This window comes from Bauldia sp. (genome assembly GCF_965232525.1).
Lineage (GTDB): Bacteria > Pseudomonadota > Alphaproteobacteria > Rhizobiales > Kaistiaceae > Bauldia.
This window is the reverse complement of record NZ_OZ246980.1, coordinates 2,664,056-2,681,002: the sequence shown is the minus strand read 5'-3', so window position 1 is coordinate 2,681,002 and position 16,947 is coordinate 2,664,056. Positions and strand designations below refer to the sequence as shown.

Annotated in this window: 16 protein-coding genes; 3 read left to right on the top strand and 13 right to left on the bottom strand. The window is 65.0% G+C overall.

Annotation, left to right across the window (positions count from 1 at the left end):
- The first annotated feature begins 3 nt into the window (after nucleotides 1-3).
- A complete protein-coding gene (locus ACO076_RS12690) occupies nucleotides 4-255 on the top strand; it encodes a GlsB/YeaQ/YmgE family stress response membrane protein (protein WP_421723197.1) in 252 nt (83 codons plus the stop codon).
- On the opposite strand, the gene ACO076_RS12685 is transcribed toward ACO076_RS12690, so the two are convergent.
- From ACO076_RS12685 to ACO076_RS12675, 3 genes are all read right to left on the bottom strand, one after another.
- A complete protein-coding gene (locus ACO076_RS12685) occupies nucleotides 256-954 on the bottom strand; it encodes an RlmE family RNA methyltransferase (protein ID WP_421723196.1) in 699 nt (232 codons plus the stop codon).
- Nucleotides 947-2,257 carry a Ppx/GppA phosphatase family protein gene (locus tag ACO076_RS12680; RefSeq protein ID WP_421723195.1) on the bottom strand — a complete coding sequence of 437 codons (1,311 nt, stop codon included), beginning with the start codon at nucleotides 2,255-2,257 and terminating at the stop codon, nucleotides 947-949. Before ACO076_RS12680 ends, ACO076_RS12685 begins: the two co-directional genes overlap by 8 nt.
- A gap of 118 nt (nucleotides 2,258-2,375) precedes the next feature.
- Nucleotides 2,376-3,419 (bottom strand): C-terminal binding protein, encoded by a 1,044-nt coding sequence (locus tag ACO076_RS12675; RefSeq protein WP_421723194.1) that lies wholly within the window; start codon nucleotides 3,417-3,419, stop codon nucleotides 2,376-2,378.
- Nucleotides 3,420-3,643: 224 nt separating this feature from the next.
- Between ACO076_RS12675 and ACO076_RS12670 the strand changes: the two genes are divergently transcribed.
- Nucleotides 3,644-4,666, top strand: a complete 1,023-nt coding sequence (locus tag ACO076_RS12670; protein ID WP_421723193.1) for an aldo/keto reductase — start codon at nucleotides 3,644-3,646, stop codon at nucleotides 4,664-4,666.
- Between the two features lie 24 nt (nucleotides 4,667-4,690).
- Here ACO076_RS12670 and ACO076_RS12665 read toward each other — a convergent pair whose 3' ends face one another.
- The 7 genes from ACO076_RS12665 to ACO076_RS12635 form a co-directional block, all read right to left on the bottom strand.
- The gene (locus ACO076_RS12665; protein WP_421723192.1) at nucleotides 4,691-5,659 is read right to left on the bottom strand and encodes a Gfo/Idh/MocA family protein; all 969 of its coding nucleotides are present in this window, start codon (nucleotides 5,657-5,659) and stop codon (nucleotides 4,691-4,693) included.
- A gap of 28 nt (nucleotides 5,660-5,687) precedes the next feature.
- On the bottom strand, nucleotides 5,688-6,572 hold the full coding sequence (locus ACO076_RS12660; protein WP_421723191.1) for a sugar phosphate isomerase/epimerase family protein: 885 nt from the start codon (nucleotides 6,570-6,572) through the stop codon (nucleotides 5,688-5,690).
- A gap of 58 nt (nucleotides 6,573-6,630) precedes the next feature.
- On the bottom strand, nucleotides 6,631-7,659 hold the full coding sequence (locus ACO076_RS12655; RefSeq protein ID WP_421723190.1) for an ABC transporter ATP-binding protein: 1,029 nt from the start codon (nucleotides 7,657-7,659) through the stop codon (nucleotides 6,631-6,633).
- Entirely contained in the window at nucleotides 7,652-8,674 is a 1,023-nt protein-coding gene (locus tag ACO076_RS12650; protein WP_421723189.1) for an ABC transporter ATP-binding protein, read from the bottom strand. The genes ACO076_RS12655 and ACO076_RS12650 overlap by 8 nt, the downstream gene beginning before the upstream one ends.
- Nucleotides 8,662-9,594 carry an ABC transporter permease gene (locus ACO076_RS12645; protein WP_421723188.1) on the bottom strand — a complete coding sequence of 311 codons (933 nt, stop codon included), beginning with the start codon at nucleotides 9,592-9,594 and terminating at the stop codon, nucleotides 8,662-8,664. The genes ACO076_RS12650 and ACO076_RS12645 overlap by 13 nt, the downstream gene beginning before the upstream one ends.
- A gap of 4 nt (nucleotides 9,595-9,598) precedes the next feature.
- Nucleotides 9,599-10,573 carry an ABC transporter permease gene (locus ACO076_RS12640; RefSeq protein ID WP_421723187.1) on the bottom strand — a complete coding sequence of 325 codons (975 nt, stop codon included), beginning with the start codon at nucleotides 10,571-10,573 and terminating at the stop codon, nucleotides 9,599-9,601.
- Between the two features lie 102 nt (nucleotides 10,574-10,675).
- Nucleotides 10,676-12,226 (bottom strand): ABC transporter substrate-binding protein, encoded by a 1,551-nt coding sequence (locus ACO076_RS12635; protein WP_421723186.1) that lies wholly within the window; start codon nucleotides 12,224-12,226, stop codon nucleotides 10,676-10,678.
- Between the two features lie 573 nt (nucleotides 12,227-12,799).
- Here ACO076_RS12635 and ACO076_RS12630 point away from each other — a divergent pair.
- On the top strand, nucleotides 12,800-13,747 hold the full coding sequence (locus tag ACO076_RS12630; RefSeq protein WP_421723185.1) for a calcium/sodium antiporter: 948 nt from the start codon (nucleotides 12,800-12,802) through the stop codon (nucleotides 13,745-13,747).
- Nucleotides 13,748-13,832: 85 nt separating this feature from the next.
- Here the strand turns inward: ACO076_RS12630 and ACO076_RS12625 are convergent, their stop codons facing one another.
- The 3 genes from ACO076_RS12625 to ACO076_RS12615 are packed head-to-tail and all read right to left on the bottom strand — an operon-like array spanning nucleotide 13,833 to nucleotide 16,945.
- Complete coding sequence (locus ACO076_RS12625; RefSeq protein WP_421723184.1) at nucleotides 13,833-14,933, bottom strand: substrate-binding domain-containing protein; 1,101 nt, start codon at nucleotides 14,931-14,933, stop codon at nucleotides 13,833-13,835.
- Nucleotides 14,934-14,981: 48 nt separating this feature from the next.
- Nucleotides 14,982-15,953: an ABC transporter permease gene (locus tag ACO076_RS12620; RefSeq protein ID WP_421723183.1), complete on the bottom strand. Its 972-nt coding sequence runs from the start codon at nucleotides 15,951-15,953 to the stop codon at nucleotides 14,982-14,984.
- A gap of 2 nt (nucleotides 15,954-15,955) precedes the next feature.
- Nucleotides 15,956-16,945 (bottom strand): ABC transporter permease, encoded by a 990-nt coding sequence (locus ACO076_RS12615; RefSeq protein ID WP_421723182.1) that lies wholly within the window; start codon nucleotides 16,943-16,945, stop codon nucleotides 15,956-15,958.
- Nucleotides 16,946-16,947 lie beyond the last annotated feature (2 nt).

The window sequence follows — 16,947 nt, the reverse complement described above, 5'->3', positions numbered from 1 at the left end:
AACATGATCACCGCGATTATCATTGCGCTCATCATCGGCGCGATCGCCGGCTGGCTGGCCGGGCTTATCGTCCGAGGCGGCGGCTTCGGCCTGCTCGGCAACATCGTCGTCGGCATCGTCGGCGCGTTGATCGCCAGCTTCATTCTGCCTCTTCTCGGTGTGTTCATTGGCGGCAGCGTCATCGGCTCGATCATCTCGGCGACGATCGGCGCGGTGATCCTGTTGGTGATTGTGGGACTGTTCAGGCGCGCCTGATCAGTCCGCGCCGCCACGAAATCCGCTGGCGACGAGATAGAGCTCCACCGAACCGCTGCGGCTTGCCGGCGGCTTGACGTGGTGGACCTTGGCGTAATCACGCTTGAGGCCGGCGAGCAGATCGCCCGCCGCACCGCCCTGAAAAACCTTCGTGACGAAACGACCGCCCGGCCGCAGTACCGATCGGGCGAAGTCGGCGGCGACTTCGCAGAGATGCATCGTCCGCAGGTGATCGGTCTTGCGGTGTCCGGTGGTCGGTGCCGCCATATCGGAGAGAACCACATCGACCGGATGCCCGCCGAGCGCCGCTTCGATCATCTCCGGGGCGTCGTCGTCGAGGAAGTCCTTGCGCAGAACGATGACACCCGGCAGCGGCGCCATCTCCAGATAGTCGACCGCGACCACCAGCGGCTCGTCCGCAGTCGACCCGACCCGCTCCGCGGCGACCTGGGACCATCCGCCCGGCGCGGCACCAAGATCGACCACCCGCGCGCCCTTGGTGAACAGTTGATACCGGTCGTCCATCTCGATCAGCTTGAACGCCGAGCGGGCCCGGTAGCCTTCCGCCTTGGCGCGGGCGACATAGGGATCGTTCAGTTGCCGCTCGAGCCAGCGGGCCGACGACGCCTTCCGGCGCCTCGCCGTCTTGACCCGAACCTTGAGGTTGCGGCCGCTCGGTCCCCGGCCGCGCTCAGCCATTCCCGTTGTCGGACCGGCGGCGCCGCGATCGCGGCCGCCATGCACCGTCCTCGGCCATCATCTCGACCAGCAAACCCTCGCGCAGCCCCCGATCGGCGACCCGGAGCCGATCGACCGGCCAACGGCGCCGGAACGCCTCCAGGATCGCGCAGCCGGCGATCACCAGATCGGCGCGTTCGCGGCCGATGCAAGGGTTTGCCACCCGCTCCTCGTAGTCCATGGCAGCGAAGTCGGCGACCAGTTCGGCGACCCGCTCGCCACTCAGCCACGTCCCGTCGACGCGTCGGCGGTCGTAGCGCGGCAGCCCCAGATGCACGCCGGCCAGCGTCGTCACCGTCCCCGACGTGCCCAGCATATGCACCGATCCATTGGCGACCGCGCGATCAACGGCGTCCACGTGGGGGAAGTCGTCCAGGAGCTCGGCGACCTCCGCGACCATCGCTTCGAACATCGAAGACGAGATGTGGTGCCCGCCGTGGTGCTCCGACAGGTTGACCACGCCAAGCGGCAGCGATTTCCACGCCCCGATGCGGTCCGACATGCGCCGCCCCGATCCCGGCGTCGTCAGGTCGATCCATACCAGCTCCGACGAGCCGCCGCCGATATCGAAGAGGATAACACCCGAGGCCCGCGGGTCGATCAGCGACGCACAGCCGGCAACCGCCAGTCGCGCTTCGGTTTCCTGGGAGACCACCTCCAGCTTCAAGCCGGTTTCCCGCGCGACAGCTTCCACGAAAACATCACCGTTGTCGGCGACCCGGCAAGCTTCGGTGGCGATCAGGCGGGCGCGGGTGACGTCGCGATGCGCCAGCTTGCTGGCGCACACCTTGAGCGCATCGATCGCCCGATCCATGGCGGCGTCGCCGAGCCGCCCGGTGCGGCCGATCCCCTCGCCGAGCCGGACGATCCGCGAGAAGGCGTCGACCACCCGGAACCCGCGCTCACGCGGCACCGCCACCAGAAGCCGGCAGTTGTTAGTGCCGAGATCGAGCGCGCCGTAAAAGTTGCGCCGCACAGGTCGATCGGGGATCGCCACCGGCGTTGGCAGTGGCTGCGGCTCAGCCGGCTGGCTCTCGCTCGCGGCACCGTTCTGGTTATCGGCGGGACGAGGCTCTGCCGAAGCGTAGACGCTGCGCCGCCGGCGTCTTCGGCGCTTTCGCTTACGACGCGGGAGATGACTGTCCGCCGCCGCGGGGTCCGTGGCGGTCGCGACATCATGGTCGCGTCCCGGTGCCTCTGGCTCCCGGCCATCGGGAGCCCGCGCGTCCGCGCTTGGCGGATCGTCGCCGAACGTCTTAACCAATTATCCTCGTCCGCGCGCCCGCCTATCGCGTCATGGCGCTGCGGCTCCGTGTTTGCTGTTTCGCCGATCACTGTATCAGGTGGTTTCGTGCTGACAAGCGCATGGCCAAGACCGGCAGCTATCGTGGATCGACGAGAAACGCCTCATTGACGAGGTTGCGAAGTCTTCCCTCGCGCAGATAAAGCAGCGTGGTTTCCATCGCGAGGCGCCGGGCATCGGCAGCGCTTTCCGGGCTGGACCACGCCGAGTGCGGGGTCAGGAGCAACCGCCCCGCCAGCGGCGATTTCGAGAGATTTTTGTATGCGGCAACGATTGCGTCGTCGGGCTGCGGCGGCTCGGACGGCAGGACATCGAGCCCCGCCCCACCAATCTGCCCGGTCTCGATCGCGGCGAGCAGCGCAGGCACGTCGACGACCCCACCCCGCGCCGTGTTGATCAGAAGCGCGTCCGATTTCATCTGGGCAAGCTCGGTAGCCCCGATCATCCCGCGGGTCTCGTCGGTGAGCGGGCAGTGCAGGCTGACCACGTCACTTTCAGCCAGCAGAGCACCGAGATCGTCGACGCGGCGGACGCCAACCGCGATTTCGGTGCCGGCGGAGACGTACGGGTCGTAAGCGACAACGTCGAGGCCGAACGCCTTGGCACGCAAGGCAGTCGCCGTGCCGATCCGGCCGAGGCCGACGATGCCGAAGACGCTGCCGCGCAGCCGGCGGACCAGCGGTGTGTGGACCGTGTCGAAACCGGTGACGAACGCACCGATCGGATCGTTGCTCAATTCCTGGTGATAGACCGGCAGCGCCCGCCTCAGCGCCAACGTCAGCGCGATCGCGTGGTCGGCAACCTCGCTCGTCCCGTAGTCCGGCGTGTTGCAGACCGGGATACCGGCTGCACCGGTCGCCTGCAGATCGATGTGATCGAACCCGACCCCGGCGCGGGCGATGATCCGACACGCCGGAATCCGGGCGACGAACGCCGCGTCGATCGGCATCTCGTGCCAGACGACGATCCCGTCGGCGCGCGCCAGAAGATCGTCGGGTAATCGCTCCGGCTCGCGCTCGCGGAAAATGTCGAACACAGTGTCCGGACCCATCAGGTCCCGCTCGATCAGGCCATCATCCGGATACTGTGCATCAGGGGTAAGAAGGCGAATTGATTCAGTCACATCCGGGCTCCGGTTGAGAGAACGATTTCGAGATTGTACGACACGGTGACAGAAGATGCCGAACGGCATCGCCGGACACCATAGCCCAAGAGCGGGCAACATCGACGCAGCACGGGTGAACGCCAACAGGACGAGCCGGACTATGCTAGAAACGCGCGTGTTCGCCGGTTCATCTTGCGTGTAACACCAAAGGCACCGGCCAAGCGTCTCAGGGAGGACAAACCATGGATCCATTCGCGCGCCGCAAACTCGGCAGTTCAGACGTCATGCTGCCGATCTTCGGGCTCGGCGGCGCGCCGCTTGGGGAGCTGTTCACGCGGGTGAGCGAAGCCGACTCCCGAGCGACACTGGAAGCCGCCTGGGCCGACGGCGTCCGCTACTTCGACACCGCCCCCTGGTATGGCCGCGGCCAAAGCGAGCATCGCATGGGCCGATTCCTCTACCAGCAGCCGCGCAACGAGTTTCTGATCTCGACCAAGGTCGGCCGGGTCTTCACCGCACCGGCGCGGCCGGAGGAATTCGAAACCGGCTTTTGGTCCGGCGGCCTGCATTTCGATCATCGCTTCGACTACAGCTACGACGGCATCATGCGGGCCTACGAGGACAGCCTCCAGCGCCTTGGCCTCAACCGTGTCGACATCCTTATCATCCACGATCTCGACTTCTGGCATCATGAGACCGAGCCGCTGGTCTCCGCCTACCTCGCGCAGCTTGCGACCGGCGGGTACCGGGCGCTGGTCGAACTGAAGGAAGCGGGCGCGATCGGCGCGATCGGTGCCGGCATCAACGAGCTTGGCATGATCCCGCGCTTCTTCGAGCTGATGGATCTCGACTTCTTCCTGGTGGCGCTCCGTTACACCCTCGGCGAACAGGACACGCTGGACGTCGAGCTGCCGCTCTGCGTCGAACGCGACGCCGGGATCATCATCGGCGGCGTGTTCAGCTCCGGCATCTACGCGACCGGGCCGGTTCCCGGCGCGAAGTACAACTACGCCGACGCGAGCCCGGAGGAAATGGAACGAGCCGGCAAGATCGAAGCCGTCTGCAAGCGCCACGGCGTTCCCCTCGCCGCCGCCGCCCTTCAGTTCCCGCTGCATCACCCGGCGGTCACCTCGGTTATTCCGGGTGCCGTCAATCCCGATCAGGTCGCGGCTAACATCGCCCTGATGCGCCACGCCATCCCCAACGACCTCTGGGCCGAATTGAAGGCCGAGGGCCTCATCCGATCGGACGCGCCGACACCCTGACGCGAGCTACACCGTGAGCCAACCTCAGTCGCCATAGTCGACGCGGAGTTTCTTGCCCTCTTCGATCGCGCGCTTGGTCGTCTCGACAATGGTGAGGGTGTCGACTCCGTCGTCCAGGGTCGACAGTGGCGCCGCGCCGCGCCCGAGGCATTGCTCGATGAAGTACCGCTCGACGTGGAGGAAACTGTCGCGGTAGCCGGCGTCGTCCCAGAACGGTTCCGGTTCCTCGCCGTATTTGATCTGGCTCCACGAAGCCGACCCCGTCCCCTTGCTGCCAATTGCCTTCACGACCAGCGTCCACGGGTCGCGGGACCGGTCGTCGACCGCGAAACTCCCCCACAGGTTGGCGATCGTCCCGCTGTCATAGGTGGCGGTGATCATGACCTGATCGATGGCGTTGGGATCGTCGAAATGGACGTTGGTTCCGGTGGCAGAGATATCGCTCGGCCGTCCAAGGAAGTGCAGCATGATGTAGGCATGATGCACGAGAAGCTCGCGCATCATGTAGAAATCGGGGGTGCCGATCGAGGACGGGTGGACCCGGTTGAACATCACCCAGAAGCTCGCCACCTCGCCGAGATCGCCGGACGCGGTGTGGTATTTCAGGCGCCGGACATCTTCCGCATAGATATAGTTGTGGCTCGGCATGCAGATGCGGTTGGTGCGCTTCGCGGTTTCGCGGAGATCGCGAACCTCGTCCGCCGCCTCGCTGAGCGGCTTCTCCAGGAGCACATGCTTGCCGGCTTCGAGCGCCCGCTTGGCCACGTCGTGATGGGTCGGGGTCGCCACGGTGACGACAACGGCGTCGATCTCCGGATCGGCGAGCAGGTCGTCGAGTTCGCCGTAAACCTTGCAACCGAATCGTGACCCGAAGGCGTCCCCCTTCGCGGCCGTGCGGTTCCAGGCACCGGCCAAAAGGTCATCGCCGACCTGCTCGATGCCCGCGGCGTGGAGTTCGGCTACCCGGCCTGTTCCGATAATCGCGATCTTCATCCATCCCCTCGTCTTCCCATCGGTATCATTATTGCGCGGTCTCGCGCTCGACACTCTCGAATTCCTTCATGGTCGCGTCAAAGGCACGGCTCGCCGCTTCGTCGAGTGGCAGCAACCGGTGTTCGTCGGACAGGATTTCGACGCCGTAGGGGCCGTCATATCCCGTCGCCTGGATCGCCCGCAGGAAGTCGCGAAAGCGAAGCGCACCCTCGCCCGGCAGGACGCGATGATTCACCGTATCGTTGAACAGCGAGCCTTGGACCTCGTCGAGGGCGTCATTCACTTCCACCCAGGACAGCGCATCCTTGGGGATGCGAGCGACGTCGTCGTAGTCGATCCCGCCGCGGCCCATGTGCCAGATGTCGATCATGATACCGCCGTTCGGTGCACCGGCCCGGCGCAAGAGCTCCAGGCCCTGGTCAATGGTCCTCAGATTGGTGAACGGCATGATCTCCAGCGAAATCCCGGCGCCGACTTCCGCCGCCTCGTCGCACAGTTGCCGGAACTCCCGCGCCAGATGCTCCATCGACCAGTCTGTGCGGCCCTCGTTTTCGAAGTCGCCGCCGATCTTGATGTGCCGGGCGCCGAGCCGCTTGGCGGCGTTCATCAGATCGCGCCGGATCACATCGGACCTGCGGCGACGCTCGCCGGACGTGAACCAGTCAAAGATGTTTTCCACTTCGACGTGCTTCATGTCGTTGTCGTCGAGAACCGCCTTCATCGTGTCGAAGCCGATCCGGTCGGAGACAGCCATGATGTCAGCGTAGGCGAAACCGATGCCGCGATACCCGACCTTGCGAGCCGTCTCGACCCGGTCGCGAAAATCGAACGGGCTCACTTCGTCGGGACCGCCGCTCGGGCGGCAGTTTCCACCGATCGTCCAGTAGGTCGCGACAAGCTCTGGTGGCGTCATGGTTTCCTCCGATCGCCGGCCGGGCAATGCGTTCGGCTCGGCAAGCAATTGCCGCCCCTCAAGCGGCCACGCCTCCCGCCGTGGTCTGGTCCATGGGCGCGGCGAAGAAGCATGCGCAAGCGTGGCTGCCGGCGCGCTTCTCCAGCGCCGGCTCTTCCTCCGCGCAGACCGCCTCGGCCTTGCGGCAGCGCGTACGGAACCGACAGCCCGACGGCGGGTTCATCGGGCTCGGCACCTCGCCTTCCAGGATGATGCGGCGACCCCGCGCGGCCGGATCGATCTCCGGCACTGCCGACAGCAGCGCCTGGGTATAGGGATGCAGCGGGTTGTCGTAGACCTCCTGCCAGGTTCCCATCTCGACGATCTTGCCGAGATACATGACCGCCACCCGATCCGAGATATGGCGCACGATCGACAGATCGTGGGCGATGAAGATGTAGGACAGCCCGAACTCGTCCTGGATCTCCTTCAGGAGATTGATGACCTGCGCCTGGATCGAGACGTCGAGGGCCGACACCGGCTCGTCGCAGATGACGATCTCCGGATTGACCGCGAGTGCCCGCGCGATGCCGATCCGCTGCCGCTGACCGCCGGAGAACTGGTGCGGATAGCGGTTGGCGTCATTGCGGCTGAGCCCGACCCGGGTCAGGAGATCGGCCAGCCGGTCGTCCCATTCGCTGCGCGCCACGATGTCGGGAAAGATCACCCAGGGCTCGCGGACAATGTCGGCGACCGTCATGCGCGGGTTCAGCGATGCGTAGGGGTCCTGGAAGATGATCTGAAGCTGACGCCGTTTCAGCCGCATCTGCTGGTTGGAGAGGCTGAACAGGTCTTCGCCCGCCATGATCGCCCGGCCGCCGGTCGGTTCGACCAGGCGCAGAATAACCCGCGCCAGCGTCGACTTCCCGCATCCCGACTCGCCGACGATCCCGAGGGTCTCGCCGCGGTGGAGCGTGAAGCTGACATCGTCCACCGCCCGCACCACACCGCCGCTCGACTCGCGACCGCGGCGAACCCCGTAATGTTTGACCAGGTGTTCGACCTTGAGCAGTTCGCCCCCACGGTCGATGGCGCTGACGTCAGCCATCGAGGACCTCCATCGCGAAGTGACAGGCGCTGTCCCGGCCGGCGGCCACCTGCCGCAGCGCCGGCTCATCGTCGACGCAGATCGGCTGGCGCCGGCGACAGCGGGGATGGAAGGCGCATCCCGACGGCATCGCGGTCAGCACCGGCGGCGAGCCCTCGATCGTCACCAGCTTCTGATGCTTCATCTCCTCGCGCGGCACCGACTCCATCAGCCCCTCGGTGTAGGGGTGCGCCGGCCGCGCCACGACCGCCGCCGTCGGTCCGCTTTCCATCACCCGGCCGGCATACATCACCATCACCCGGTCCGAGTTTTCGGCGATCAGGCCGATGTCGTGGGTGATCAAGATCAGCGCCATCCCGGTCTGGTCCCGGAGTTCGGCGAGGAGCCGCATGATCTGGGCCTGCACCGTCACGTCGAGTGCGGTGGTTGGTTCGTCGGCGATCAGGATGTCCGGCTCGAGCGCGATCGCCATCGCGATCATGATGCGCTGGCTCATCCCGCCGGAGAATTCGAACGGATAGTTGTGCACCCGCTGCGCGGCCGACGGGATATGGACCCGATCCATCAGTTCGATCGCCTTGCGGGTGGCGTCCCGGCGGGACGTTCCCGGTCGATGAACCCGGAACATCTCGCCGATCTGATAGCCGACGGTCAGGCTTGGATTGAGAGCCGTCACCGCGTCCTGATAGACCATTGAAACCCGGTCGCCGCGAATCCGCCGGGTGGTGCGCGCCGGCGCGCGCAAAAGGTCGATGTCCCCGTAGTGGATTTCCCCTTCGATCTCGGCCGGCGGGCTGTCGAGCAGCCCCATGATCGCGCCGACGCTGACCGACTTGCCCGATCCCGATTCCCCCAGAATGCCGAGCGCTTCGCCCTTGCGCACGCCGAGGCTGACACCGCTGACCGCGCGCACCACGCCGTGCGGCGTCTGGAACGACACACGTAGATCGGACACCGTCAGGATCGCATCGTCGATCGGCGGCGACCTGTCGACGGCGGGCATCAGATCAACCATCGCCACCTCTGGACCGGATCGGTGATGGTTCGCAGCCAGTTGGCGAGCAGGTTGAGGCTGAGCGTCGTCAGGAAGATCGCCAGACCCGGAAATGTGATCATCCACCACGCCTCGCGTAGATACTCGCGACCGCGGGCGATCATCAGCCCCCAGGACGGTTCCGGCGGCTGCAGGCCGAACCCCAGGAAGCTCAGTCCGGCCTCGGCGAGGATCAGCAGCGCGACCTCGAGCGTCGCCAGCACCAACAGCGGCGACATCATGTTGGGCAGGATGTGCCGGAACATGATCCGCCGGTCGGTCGCCCCGACGGTACGGGCCGCCTCGACGAATGACGATTGCCGGTAGGAGAGCGTGATGCCGCGGGCGAGCCGCGTGTAGACCACCCAGCGGATCAGCGCGAAGACGAGGACCATGTTGAACAGGCCGCCGCCGACGATGAACAGCACGAACAGGGCGATGAGCAGCGACGGCACCGCCATGAACCCGTCGGCAGTCCGCATGATCACGGTGTCGGCCCGGCCGCCATAATATCCGGCGATCAGCCCGAGCGTGGTGCCGATCACCGCCGACACCGCGACCGCGATCAGGCCGACCGACACCGACGCCCGCGCGCCGTACATCAGCCGCGAGAGCATGTCGCGACCGAGTGCATCGGTGCCGAGCAGGTGAAACTGCTGCACCCCGCCCGGTCCGTCGGCCCATGACAGCGGCGGCAGCCGCCCGGCGAAGATGTTGGGGATGAGCGGATCGTAAGGTGCCAGGACGTTGGCGAACGCCGCCGAGATCACCAGGACGACCAGGAAGATCACCGCGAGCAGGACCACGCGGTCTTTGGTGAGTGCGACGAGCAGGTCGCGCGTCGTGACGTTTCCCTGCCGTTCGTCGTCGGCGGTGTCTTGGGCGTCGTCGACGGCTGCCATGGCGCTAACCCAGCCGGACGCGCGGGTTGAGTGCCGCGTAGATCAGGTCGACGACCAGATTGACCGTCAGGACGATCAGCACCAGCAGGAAGATCGTCGCCTCGACCAGCGGCACGTCCCGGATCGCCAGGGCGTCGACGGTCAGGGCGCCGATTCCCGGCCAGCCGAAGATGACTTCGATGATGATAACCCCGGTTACCACGTTGACCGTCTCGTCGCCGATGGTGGTGACGATCGGGATGGCGGCATTTCTCAGAGCGTGGATCCAGGAGATCCGCGACACCGGTATCCCCCGCCCCCGCGCCGCGGTGACGTATGGCTTTGCCAGTTCGTCAAGCATCGAGCTGCGGGCGATCTGGGTGATGCGGCCGATCGGTCGCAACGATAGCGCCAATGCCGGGAGGATAACGTTTGCGGCGGTTCCATACCCCGATGTCGGCAACCAGCCGAGATTGACCGCGAACACCAGGATGAGAATCAGCGCGAACCAGTATTCGACGATGGAAACGCCGGCGAGCGACAGGACGTTGACGACCCGGTCGCCGATCGAGCGCGGTCGGACGGCGGCATAGATTCCAAGTGGTAGCGCCACCAGGATCGAGAACAGGATGGTTGTGCCGCCGAGGAAAAGCGTCGCCGGTAGCCGCTCCATGGCGATCGGCAGCGTCTTGCGTGAATCGGGGAGTTCGGCGCCATGGGTCAGCGGCTTGCTGATGCCGTATCGAAACGTGTCGCCCATGTCGCCGGTCGCCATGCCGACGAGAAAGCGCTGATACTGGACCCAAAGGGGGTCCTCCAGTCCCATCCGCTCGCGGAGTTGGAGAACGTCTTCTTCGGTCGCCGCGGTGCCCAGAACCATCCGTGCGGGATCGCCGATCTGCCGGTCGGCGAGGAACACCAGCGACATCACCACGACGAGCGTGACGATCGAGGCGACGAGCCTGCGTAGGAAATAGCCTCCGGTTATGGCTCCGAACACCGAAACGCCTCACGCGGGTTGGGTATCACGACGCGCACCGACAACGGCGCGATGTGAGGGCGTCCCCGGTTGGTCCGGGAACGCCCGTGTTTGGAGTGGGCTCTACTCGGCGGGCTTCATGTGAACGGCGAGGATGCGGTGGTCCAGGCCGAAGTCCCAGTCGAAGCCTTGCGGGACGCCGTAGGCCCGCTGCAACAGGCCGACACCACCCATGATGTACCGGTCGTGCCCTTCCTTGACCAACTCGCGCAGCGCCTGGTGGCGCTCGTCACCGCTTAGCGTTGCGGCGTCGGCAACGCGCGCATCGAAGTCCGGATCGCAGAAGACGGAGATGATGCTGCCGCAGATGTAGTGCGCACTGAACTGAGCGGCATAGTCCATCAGCGGATTGCCCTGCGGGTGCAGCCACATGCCGGCCCGCGTCGGCTCCGGCTTGGTCGTGACCCACGGGTTGAACACGCCTGGTTCTTCGACGGCGACTGTCGTCGGAATGCCGATCGCATTCAGCATCGCGCCCATGGCCTCGATCATCTCGCCATTGCGCGGCGTGGACCCCAGCCGGGTGGCGATATGGATGCTGGGGATCTCACTTCCTTCCGCCTTGAGTTCCTCGACCAAGGCCTTCGCGCGCACCGGATCGTAAGGATATTGCGAGATCCCATCATGGAATCCAGTCGCAGCCTCCGGCAGCAACTGGCCGGCCAGCGGCTCGCCGAGCCCCATCAGGTTCTGGCGGATGCCTTCCCAATCGATGCCGGTGAAGACCGCCTCGCGGAACCGCAGGTCCTCCAGGATCGGCTGGGCGCCGTGATAGTCGAGCCGGACGCTGAGGAAAGTGTCGGACCCCTTGACGATGCAGTCGACGCCTTCGGCTTCGTTGAACCTGTCACATTCCTCCTTGGTGAGGAACATGGCGACCTGGGCCTCGCCGCTCTCCACCATCGCGGCGCGCACGACAGGCTCCGGCCGCCAGATCACGCGCAGGCTGTCGTAATAGATGTCGCCATAGGTGTCGTCGGCCGTGTTGCCCCACCAGTCGGGGTTGGCGGTCGCGGTCCAGTACTGACCCTGTTTCCACTCGTCGAAGACATAGGGACCTGTGCCGATCGGGTGGACGTCGTGGCTCGCGGGGTCTTCCTGGATCTGCTTGGCGGACGTGAGCCCGGCCAGGTAGATGCGCCGCGGCAGGAGTGGATCGGACGCCTCGGTGATCACGGCGACGGTCGACTCGTCAACGGCTTCGGCTGTGATCTGCGGGCCCATCATCTCGCGGATGCTGAAATTGTTCTCCGGGCTGTACAGCCAGTTGAGGCTGACCGCCGCCGACTCGCCATTGAGCGGCGTGCCGTCATGGAACGTGACGTCGTCGCGCAGCTTGAAGTGCCACACGGTGGGCTCGACCTGTTCCCAGCTCAACGCCAGCATCGGCAGGACCTCGTTGGTGTTGGGATCGAGCCGGGTCAGATTTTCGATGACATTGCGCAGACCGACGCCATTGATCTCCTTGTAGGTCACCTGCGCCTGCATCGATTGGGGTTCCTGATTGGCGACGATGATGACTTCCCCCCCGCCGCCGATCGCAAAAGCCGGTCCGGCCGCGGCGACGCCGAGCGCCGTTGCTGCCAGAAGCCAAAGCCGAGTCTGCGATTTCATATCTGCATTCCTCCCTGAAGCTGACCGTCTCGTCCGGACGGTTCCTGCGATGGAGGTCGGAAACCTCCGTGCCTCCCGCACGCTGACGCCGAATTCACGGCGTTGCAAGCGCTTTCAACACATTATGCATGCGAACGTCGTCGTCACAAGCATTTTCGAAAACCGCAGCCCGCTCCGAACAACCACCCTAAGCGCACCTTTGGTCAAGTGAATTGGCTTATTCGTTGACTTTCAAGCGATTGACCGCCCCGCGCAGATCGCCATGGCGATCTGATCAGTCATAACGATACACAACAAAATAGGATGATATTCCTTGCAATCGATTGCAGATTTGTTCAATTTGAACAAATTAGGTCGTGGGGCGAGCCACCATCGCGGCGCGACTCAAACGACCGTGCTCGCGGTCAACCGGGTGCCGCCGATCTGCGGTGAAACTGTCTAGTACGGTTGAAACAGATTCAATTCGGGCTTGGGGACAACGAAAAAAGCTGCAGCACCACGGACTTGGAAAGATGACCGCCAGGCATTATCTGCCAAGCTAAGCCGACGAACGGTCCGTGCCGGGGAGAACGCATGATCCTGAGTTTTTCGCTCGCGTGCCTTGGTCTGGGCGTGCTGATGTGGTCATGCGATACGTTCGTCGATTGGGCCCGGGAAACCGCGGTTCACCTCAAGGTCTCGCCGATGGTGATCGGCTTGACCATCGTTGCCTTCGGCACCTCCGCGCCTGAGCTCGTCGTCTCGGTGCATTCGGCCGCGATCGGCAGCGGCGCGCTGGCGGTCGGCAACATTGCCGGCAGCAATATCGCCAACACCCTCCTGATTCTCGGCGCCGCCGCGGTGATCCGCCCGGTGGTGGTCGGACGGAACAACTTCATTCGCGATACGTTCGTCTGGGCGGCGGCAACCGTGGCGCTGGTCGGGTTCGCTTATGGCGGCGAGTTCAACTGGCCGATCGGCCTGCTCTTCATCGCCGGACTGGCCCTCTACCTGTCCGTCCTGTTCCGCTCCGAAAAGACTGTCGAAGCAGTCGTTCCGCGCGAGGACGTCGTCGAGCACAAGCCGCGCTCCTTTTGGCGCAGCTATGGCTTGCCTATCCTGCTTCTCGCCGGCATCGGGTTCGGCGCCCATCTCGCCGTCGAGAACTCCGTCGATCTCGCCCGCGGTCTCGGGGTCAGCGAGGCGATCATCGGCGTCACGTTGCTGGCGGTCGGCACCAGCCTGCCGGAGCTCGCGACCGCGCTGGTTTGCATCCGCAAAGCGGAAAGCGAGATGCTGGTCGGCAACGTGATCGGCTCCAACATCTTCAACATCCTCGCAGTGATGGGCGTGGCGTCGCTGGTCGCCCCGATCGCGGTGCCGCCGCATATGCTGCTGGTCGATTTCCCGGTCCTGCTGGCGGTCACTGTCGCCAGCCTGTTCTTCCTCAGGACCAATTGGCTCCTGTCCCGCCGAGAGGGCTATGCCTGCCTCGCCGGCTACACCGCCTACCTCGGCTCGATCGCTGCCAAGCTGATTTAGCTGTCGGAAGGGGGCAGCGGGGCCGACACGCCCCGCCGTGATCAGAGGTGGAGCCCCGATCGGGGCCCCACCGGCTTACGTCCGACTAGAAGTCGAAATCGTCGATGTTGTCCGCCGTATAAACGAACGGCGCGCCGAGCAGGATTTCTGAACCGTTGACCACCTGCAGGGTGCCGAGACGGCCGGCCTCGACGCTGGTGCTGCCGGGCGCCAGGTTGCCGTCGACGACGGCGCGCGTGGCATAGACCGCGGCGTAACCGAGGTCGACCGGGTTCCACAGCACCACCGACTTGACGCAGCCCGATGCCACATACGGCTTCATGGCGTTCGGCGTGGCGAGCCCGACCACGGCTGTATCACCGCAGACGCCCGCCTGGGTCACTGCCTCGGCCGAAGCCGGCGTCGCCACCGAGGTCATGCCGAAGATGCCGTCCAGGTCGTCGCCGTACTTGTTGATCAGGGTATTGGCCTGGTTGAACGACAGGATGTTGTCTTCCTGCGCCTCAACCGTCTCCAGCCACTCCATGTTCGGGAAGCAGGCTTCCTGATAATCCTGCATCTCGGCGATCCACCGCGCCTGGTTCGGCGTGGTGAAGGTCGAGGTGACGATCGCGAACTTGCCGTCTTCGCCGATCTCGGCCGCCATCGCGTCGATCAGCGCTTTGCCGATGCCGTTGAATTCGGCCTGGTTGACGAACCACTCGCGGGCATCCGGCTCGGAGTTGGCGTCGTAGCCGACGACGTGGATCCCTTCGCCGAGGGCCCGCTTCAGAACCGGCGCGATGGCGACCGGATCGTTGGCGGCGAACAGCACGCCGTTCACCCCTTGCGTGATGTAGTTGTCGATGAAGGTGATCTGGTCGTCGATGTTGGCCTCGGTCGGCCCGTCGGTGGTGACGTTGACGTTGCCGAGTTCCTCGGCCGCCTGGCGCATGCCTTCGGTGGTGGCGGCGAAGTAGCCGATGCCCACCAGCTTCGGCACGTCGATCAGCGTGATGTCCTGGCCGCTGAGATCGGGCGCGCCGGTCGGCTGGCCGCCATCATAGTCCTTGGCGGCGACCGTCGCCGGCGTGCCATCGCATGCCAGCGGGCTGGTCGGCAGATCGTCGCGGCCGTCCCATGGATCGGCGGCCATGGCGGTTCCGCTCAGCGCGGTGGCCGCCAGCAGCACAGTGAGTTTCTTCATCGTGGGTTCCTCCCATTGCTGTCATGCACCAGCCGGTGCGTCCTTTCCTCAGCCGTCGCTGTCGCGGCGCCGCTGCAGGAAATTCGAAACCAGGATCGAAAGGATCAGCACCGTGCCGATAACGACGATGGTCGCATCGCCTTTCACCCCGGTCAAAGCCAGGCCATTCTTCAGAAGCTGGATGAGCGTGAAGCCGATCACCGTTCCGGCGATCGTGCCGACACCGCCGAAGATGCTGGTCCCGCCGAGAACCACCGCCGCAATGGCGTCGAGCTCCAGACCGGTCCCCATGTCGGATCGCGTCGTCGAGACCCGCGACACGAAGATCGCCCCCGACAGTCCCGCCATGGTGCCGGACAGGCTGTAGATGATCAATTTGATCCGGTTGACCGGGATGCCGGAGAAGCGCGCCGCCTCCTCGTTGTGGCCGATGGCGTAGAGCGAGCGCCCGAACGTCGTCTTGGCCAGCACCACCCAAAACACGATGATCGCCACCAGCAGGATCCACAACTGGGTCGGCACGCCGAGCACTTCGCCCTGGCCGAGCACGAAGAACCACTCCGGGTAGCCTCGCACCGATCGCGCCTGGCTGATGCCTTCCGCCAATCCACGGAACAGCGCCAGCGTCGCCAGCGTCATGATCAGCGGCGGCACCCGCACGCGGACGATCAGCAGGCCGTTGAAACAGCCGGCCACCGCACCGACCAGGATTGCGACCACGATCGACAGTTCGAGCGGCAGGCCGAGGTTCTGCCAGCTGACACCGAGCATGATCGCGGCAAGCCCGAGGATCGATCCGACCGACAGATCGATGCCACCGGTGATGATGATGAAGGTCATTGGCAGCGCAACCAGGGCCACCTCGGTCATCAGCCGGCCCTGGTTCAGCATGTTGTCGACGGTCAGGAACTTGTCGGTCGCCACGGCGAGAACGCCGACGGCGAGCACCAGGAACATCAACAGCACCAGTTCGTGCCGCAGCATGTTGGGCGGGCGATAGGCCTGGGTTTCGACGGCCATCGCTAACCCCCTGCCCGCTGGCGCTGGCGCCGCCAGAGGTCGGCGAGCACGGTGGTCAGGATCATGACGCCCTGCACCGCCCGCATCCAGAACGGTGAGATGTTCACGAAGATCATCGCCGACGCGATGGTGGCGATCAGGATGGCGGCGAGTGTCGAGCCGATCACCGTTCCGGTGCCGCCGAGGATGCTGACGCCGCCGACCACCGACGCGGTGATGATGGTGAGTTCCAGATTGGGCGGCACCGTGGACTGGATGACGCTGAGCTGGGTCGCGAACAGGACGGCGGCGATGCCGACGAAAAAGCCATGGATGGCGAACGCCTTGACGACCGTCTTGGCCGGGTCGATGCCGGAAAGTCGCGCCGCCTCAACATTGCCGCCGACTGCGTAGATGGCACGGCCGAGGCTGCTCCGTCGCATCCAGAACGCCGCCGCGATGGTCAGGCCGACCATGAAATAGACGGGGGTCGGAATGCCGAACGGTCTGGTCTGGGCGAGGAAGAACCCCGACGGCAGATCGGTGAGCCAAGCGCCACCGGTGACGCTGATCAACCCGCCCTTGAGAATACTCAGCATCCCCAGGGTCACGACGATCGACGGAATCCGGAGATACGCGACCATCGCCCCCATGCCGGTGGTGATCGCCATCCCCACGATGATCGGGATGATCCAACTGATGATGATCGGGACACCGTTGAGCGCCAGCGTCCCGCACAGCGTCGCCAGCACCCCGATCAGCGACCCGACCGATATGTCGATATTGCCGGAGATGATCACCATCGACATGCCGATGGCCGCCACCGCCACATAGGCGTTGCCGAGGAAGATGCTGCTGATGTTCCGCTCGGCGATGAAGCGTGGATTGATCAGCCCGACGACGACGAACAGGAGAACGATGATGACGAACAGCACCATCTCCTGGCCGAGGATCATCCGCCGCAGATCGCGGTAGCCGGCCGATGTGCTGGAGGCGGTGGTGCTCACGGACATCG

Bases quoted from the DNA above. Each gene is read 5' to 3' on its own strand.
- ACO076_RS12690 (WP_421723197.1), top strand. From the start codon at position 4: ATGATCACCGCGATTATCATTGCGCTCATCATCGGCGCGATCGCCGGC.
- ACO076_RS12685 (WP_421723196.1), bottom strand. From the start codon at position 954: ATGGCTGAGCGCGGCCGGGGACCGAGCGGCCGCAACCTCAAGGTTCGG.
- ACO076_RS12670 (WP_421723193.1), top strand. From the start codon at position 3,644: ATGGATCCATTCGCGCGCCGCAAACTCGGCAGTTCAGACGTCATGCTG.
- ACO076_RS12665 (WP_421723192.1), bottom strand. From the start codon at position 5,659: ATGAAGATCGCGATTATCGGAACAGGCCGGGTAGCCGAACTCCACGCC.
- ACO076_RS12660 (WP_421723191.1), bottom strand. From the start codon at position 6,572: ATGACGCCACCAGAGCTTGTCGCGACCTACTGGACGATCGGTGGAAAC.
- ACO076_RS12655 (WP_421723190.1), bottom strand. From the start codon at position 7,659: ATGGCTGACGTCAGCGCCATCGACCGTGGGGGCGAACTGCTCAAGGTC.
- ACO076_RS12650 (WP_421723189.1), bottom strand. From the start codon at position 8,674: ATGGTTGATCTGATGCCCGCCGTCGACAGGTCGCCGCCGATCGACGAT.
- ACO076_RS12645 (WP_421723188.1), bottom strand. From the start codon at position 9,594: ATGGCAGCCGTCGACGACGCCCAAGACACCGCCGACGACGAACGGCAG.
- ACO076_RS12635 (WP_421723186.1), bottom strand. From the start codon at position 12,226: ATGAAATCGCAGACTCGGCTTTGGCTTCTGGCAGCAACGGCGCTCGGC.
- ACO076_RS12630 (WP_421723185.1), top strand. From the start codon at position 12,800: ATGATCCTGAGTTTTTCGCTCGCGTGCCTTGGTCTGGGCGTGCTGATG.
- ACO076_RS12625 (WP_421723184.1), bottom strand. From the start codon at position 14,933: ATGAAGAAACTCACTGTGCTGCTGGCGGCCACCGCGCTGAGCGGAACC.
- ACO076_RS12620 (WP_421723183.1), bottom strand. From the start codon at position 15,953: ATGGCCGTCGAAACCCAGGCCTATCGCCCGCCCAACATGCTGCGGCAC.
- ACO076_RS12615 (WP_421723182.1), bottom strand. From the start codon at position 16,945: ATGTCCGTGAGCACCACCGCCTCCAGCACATCGGCCGGCTACCGCGAT.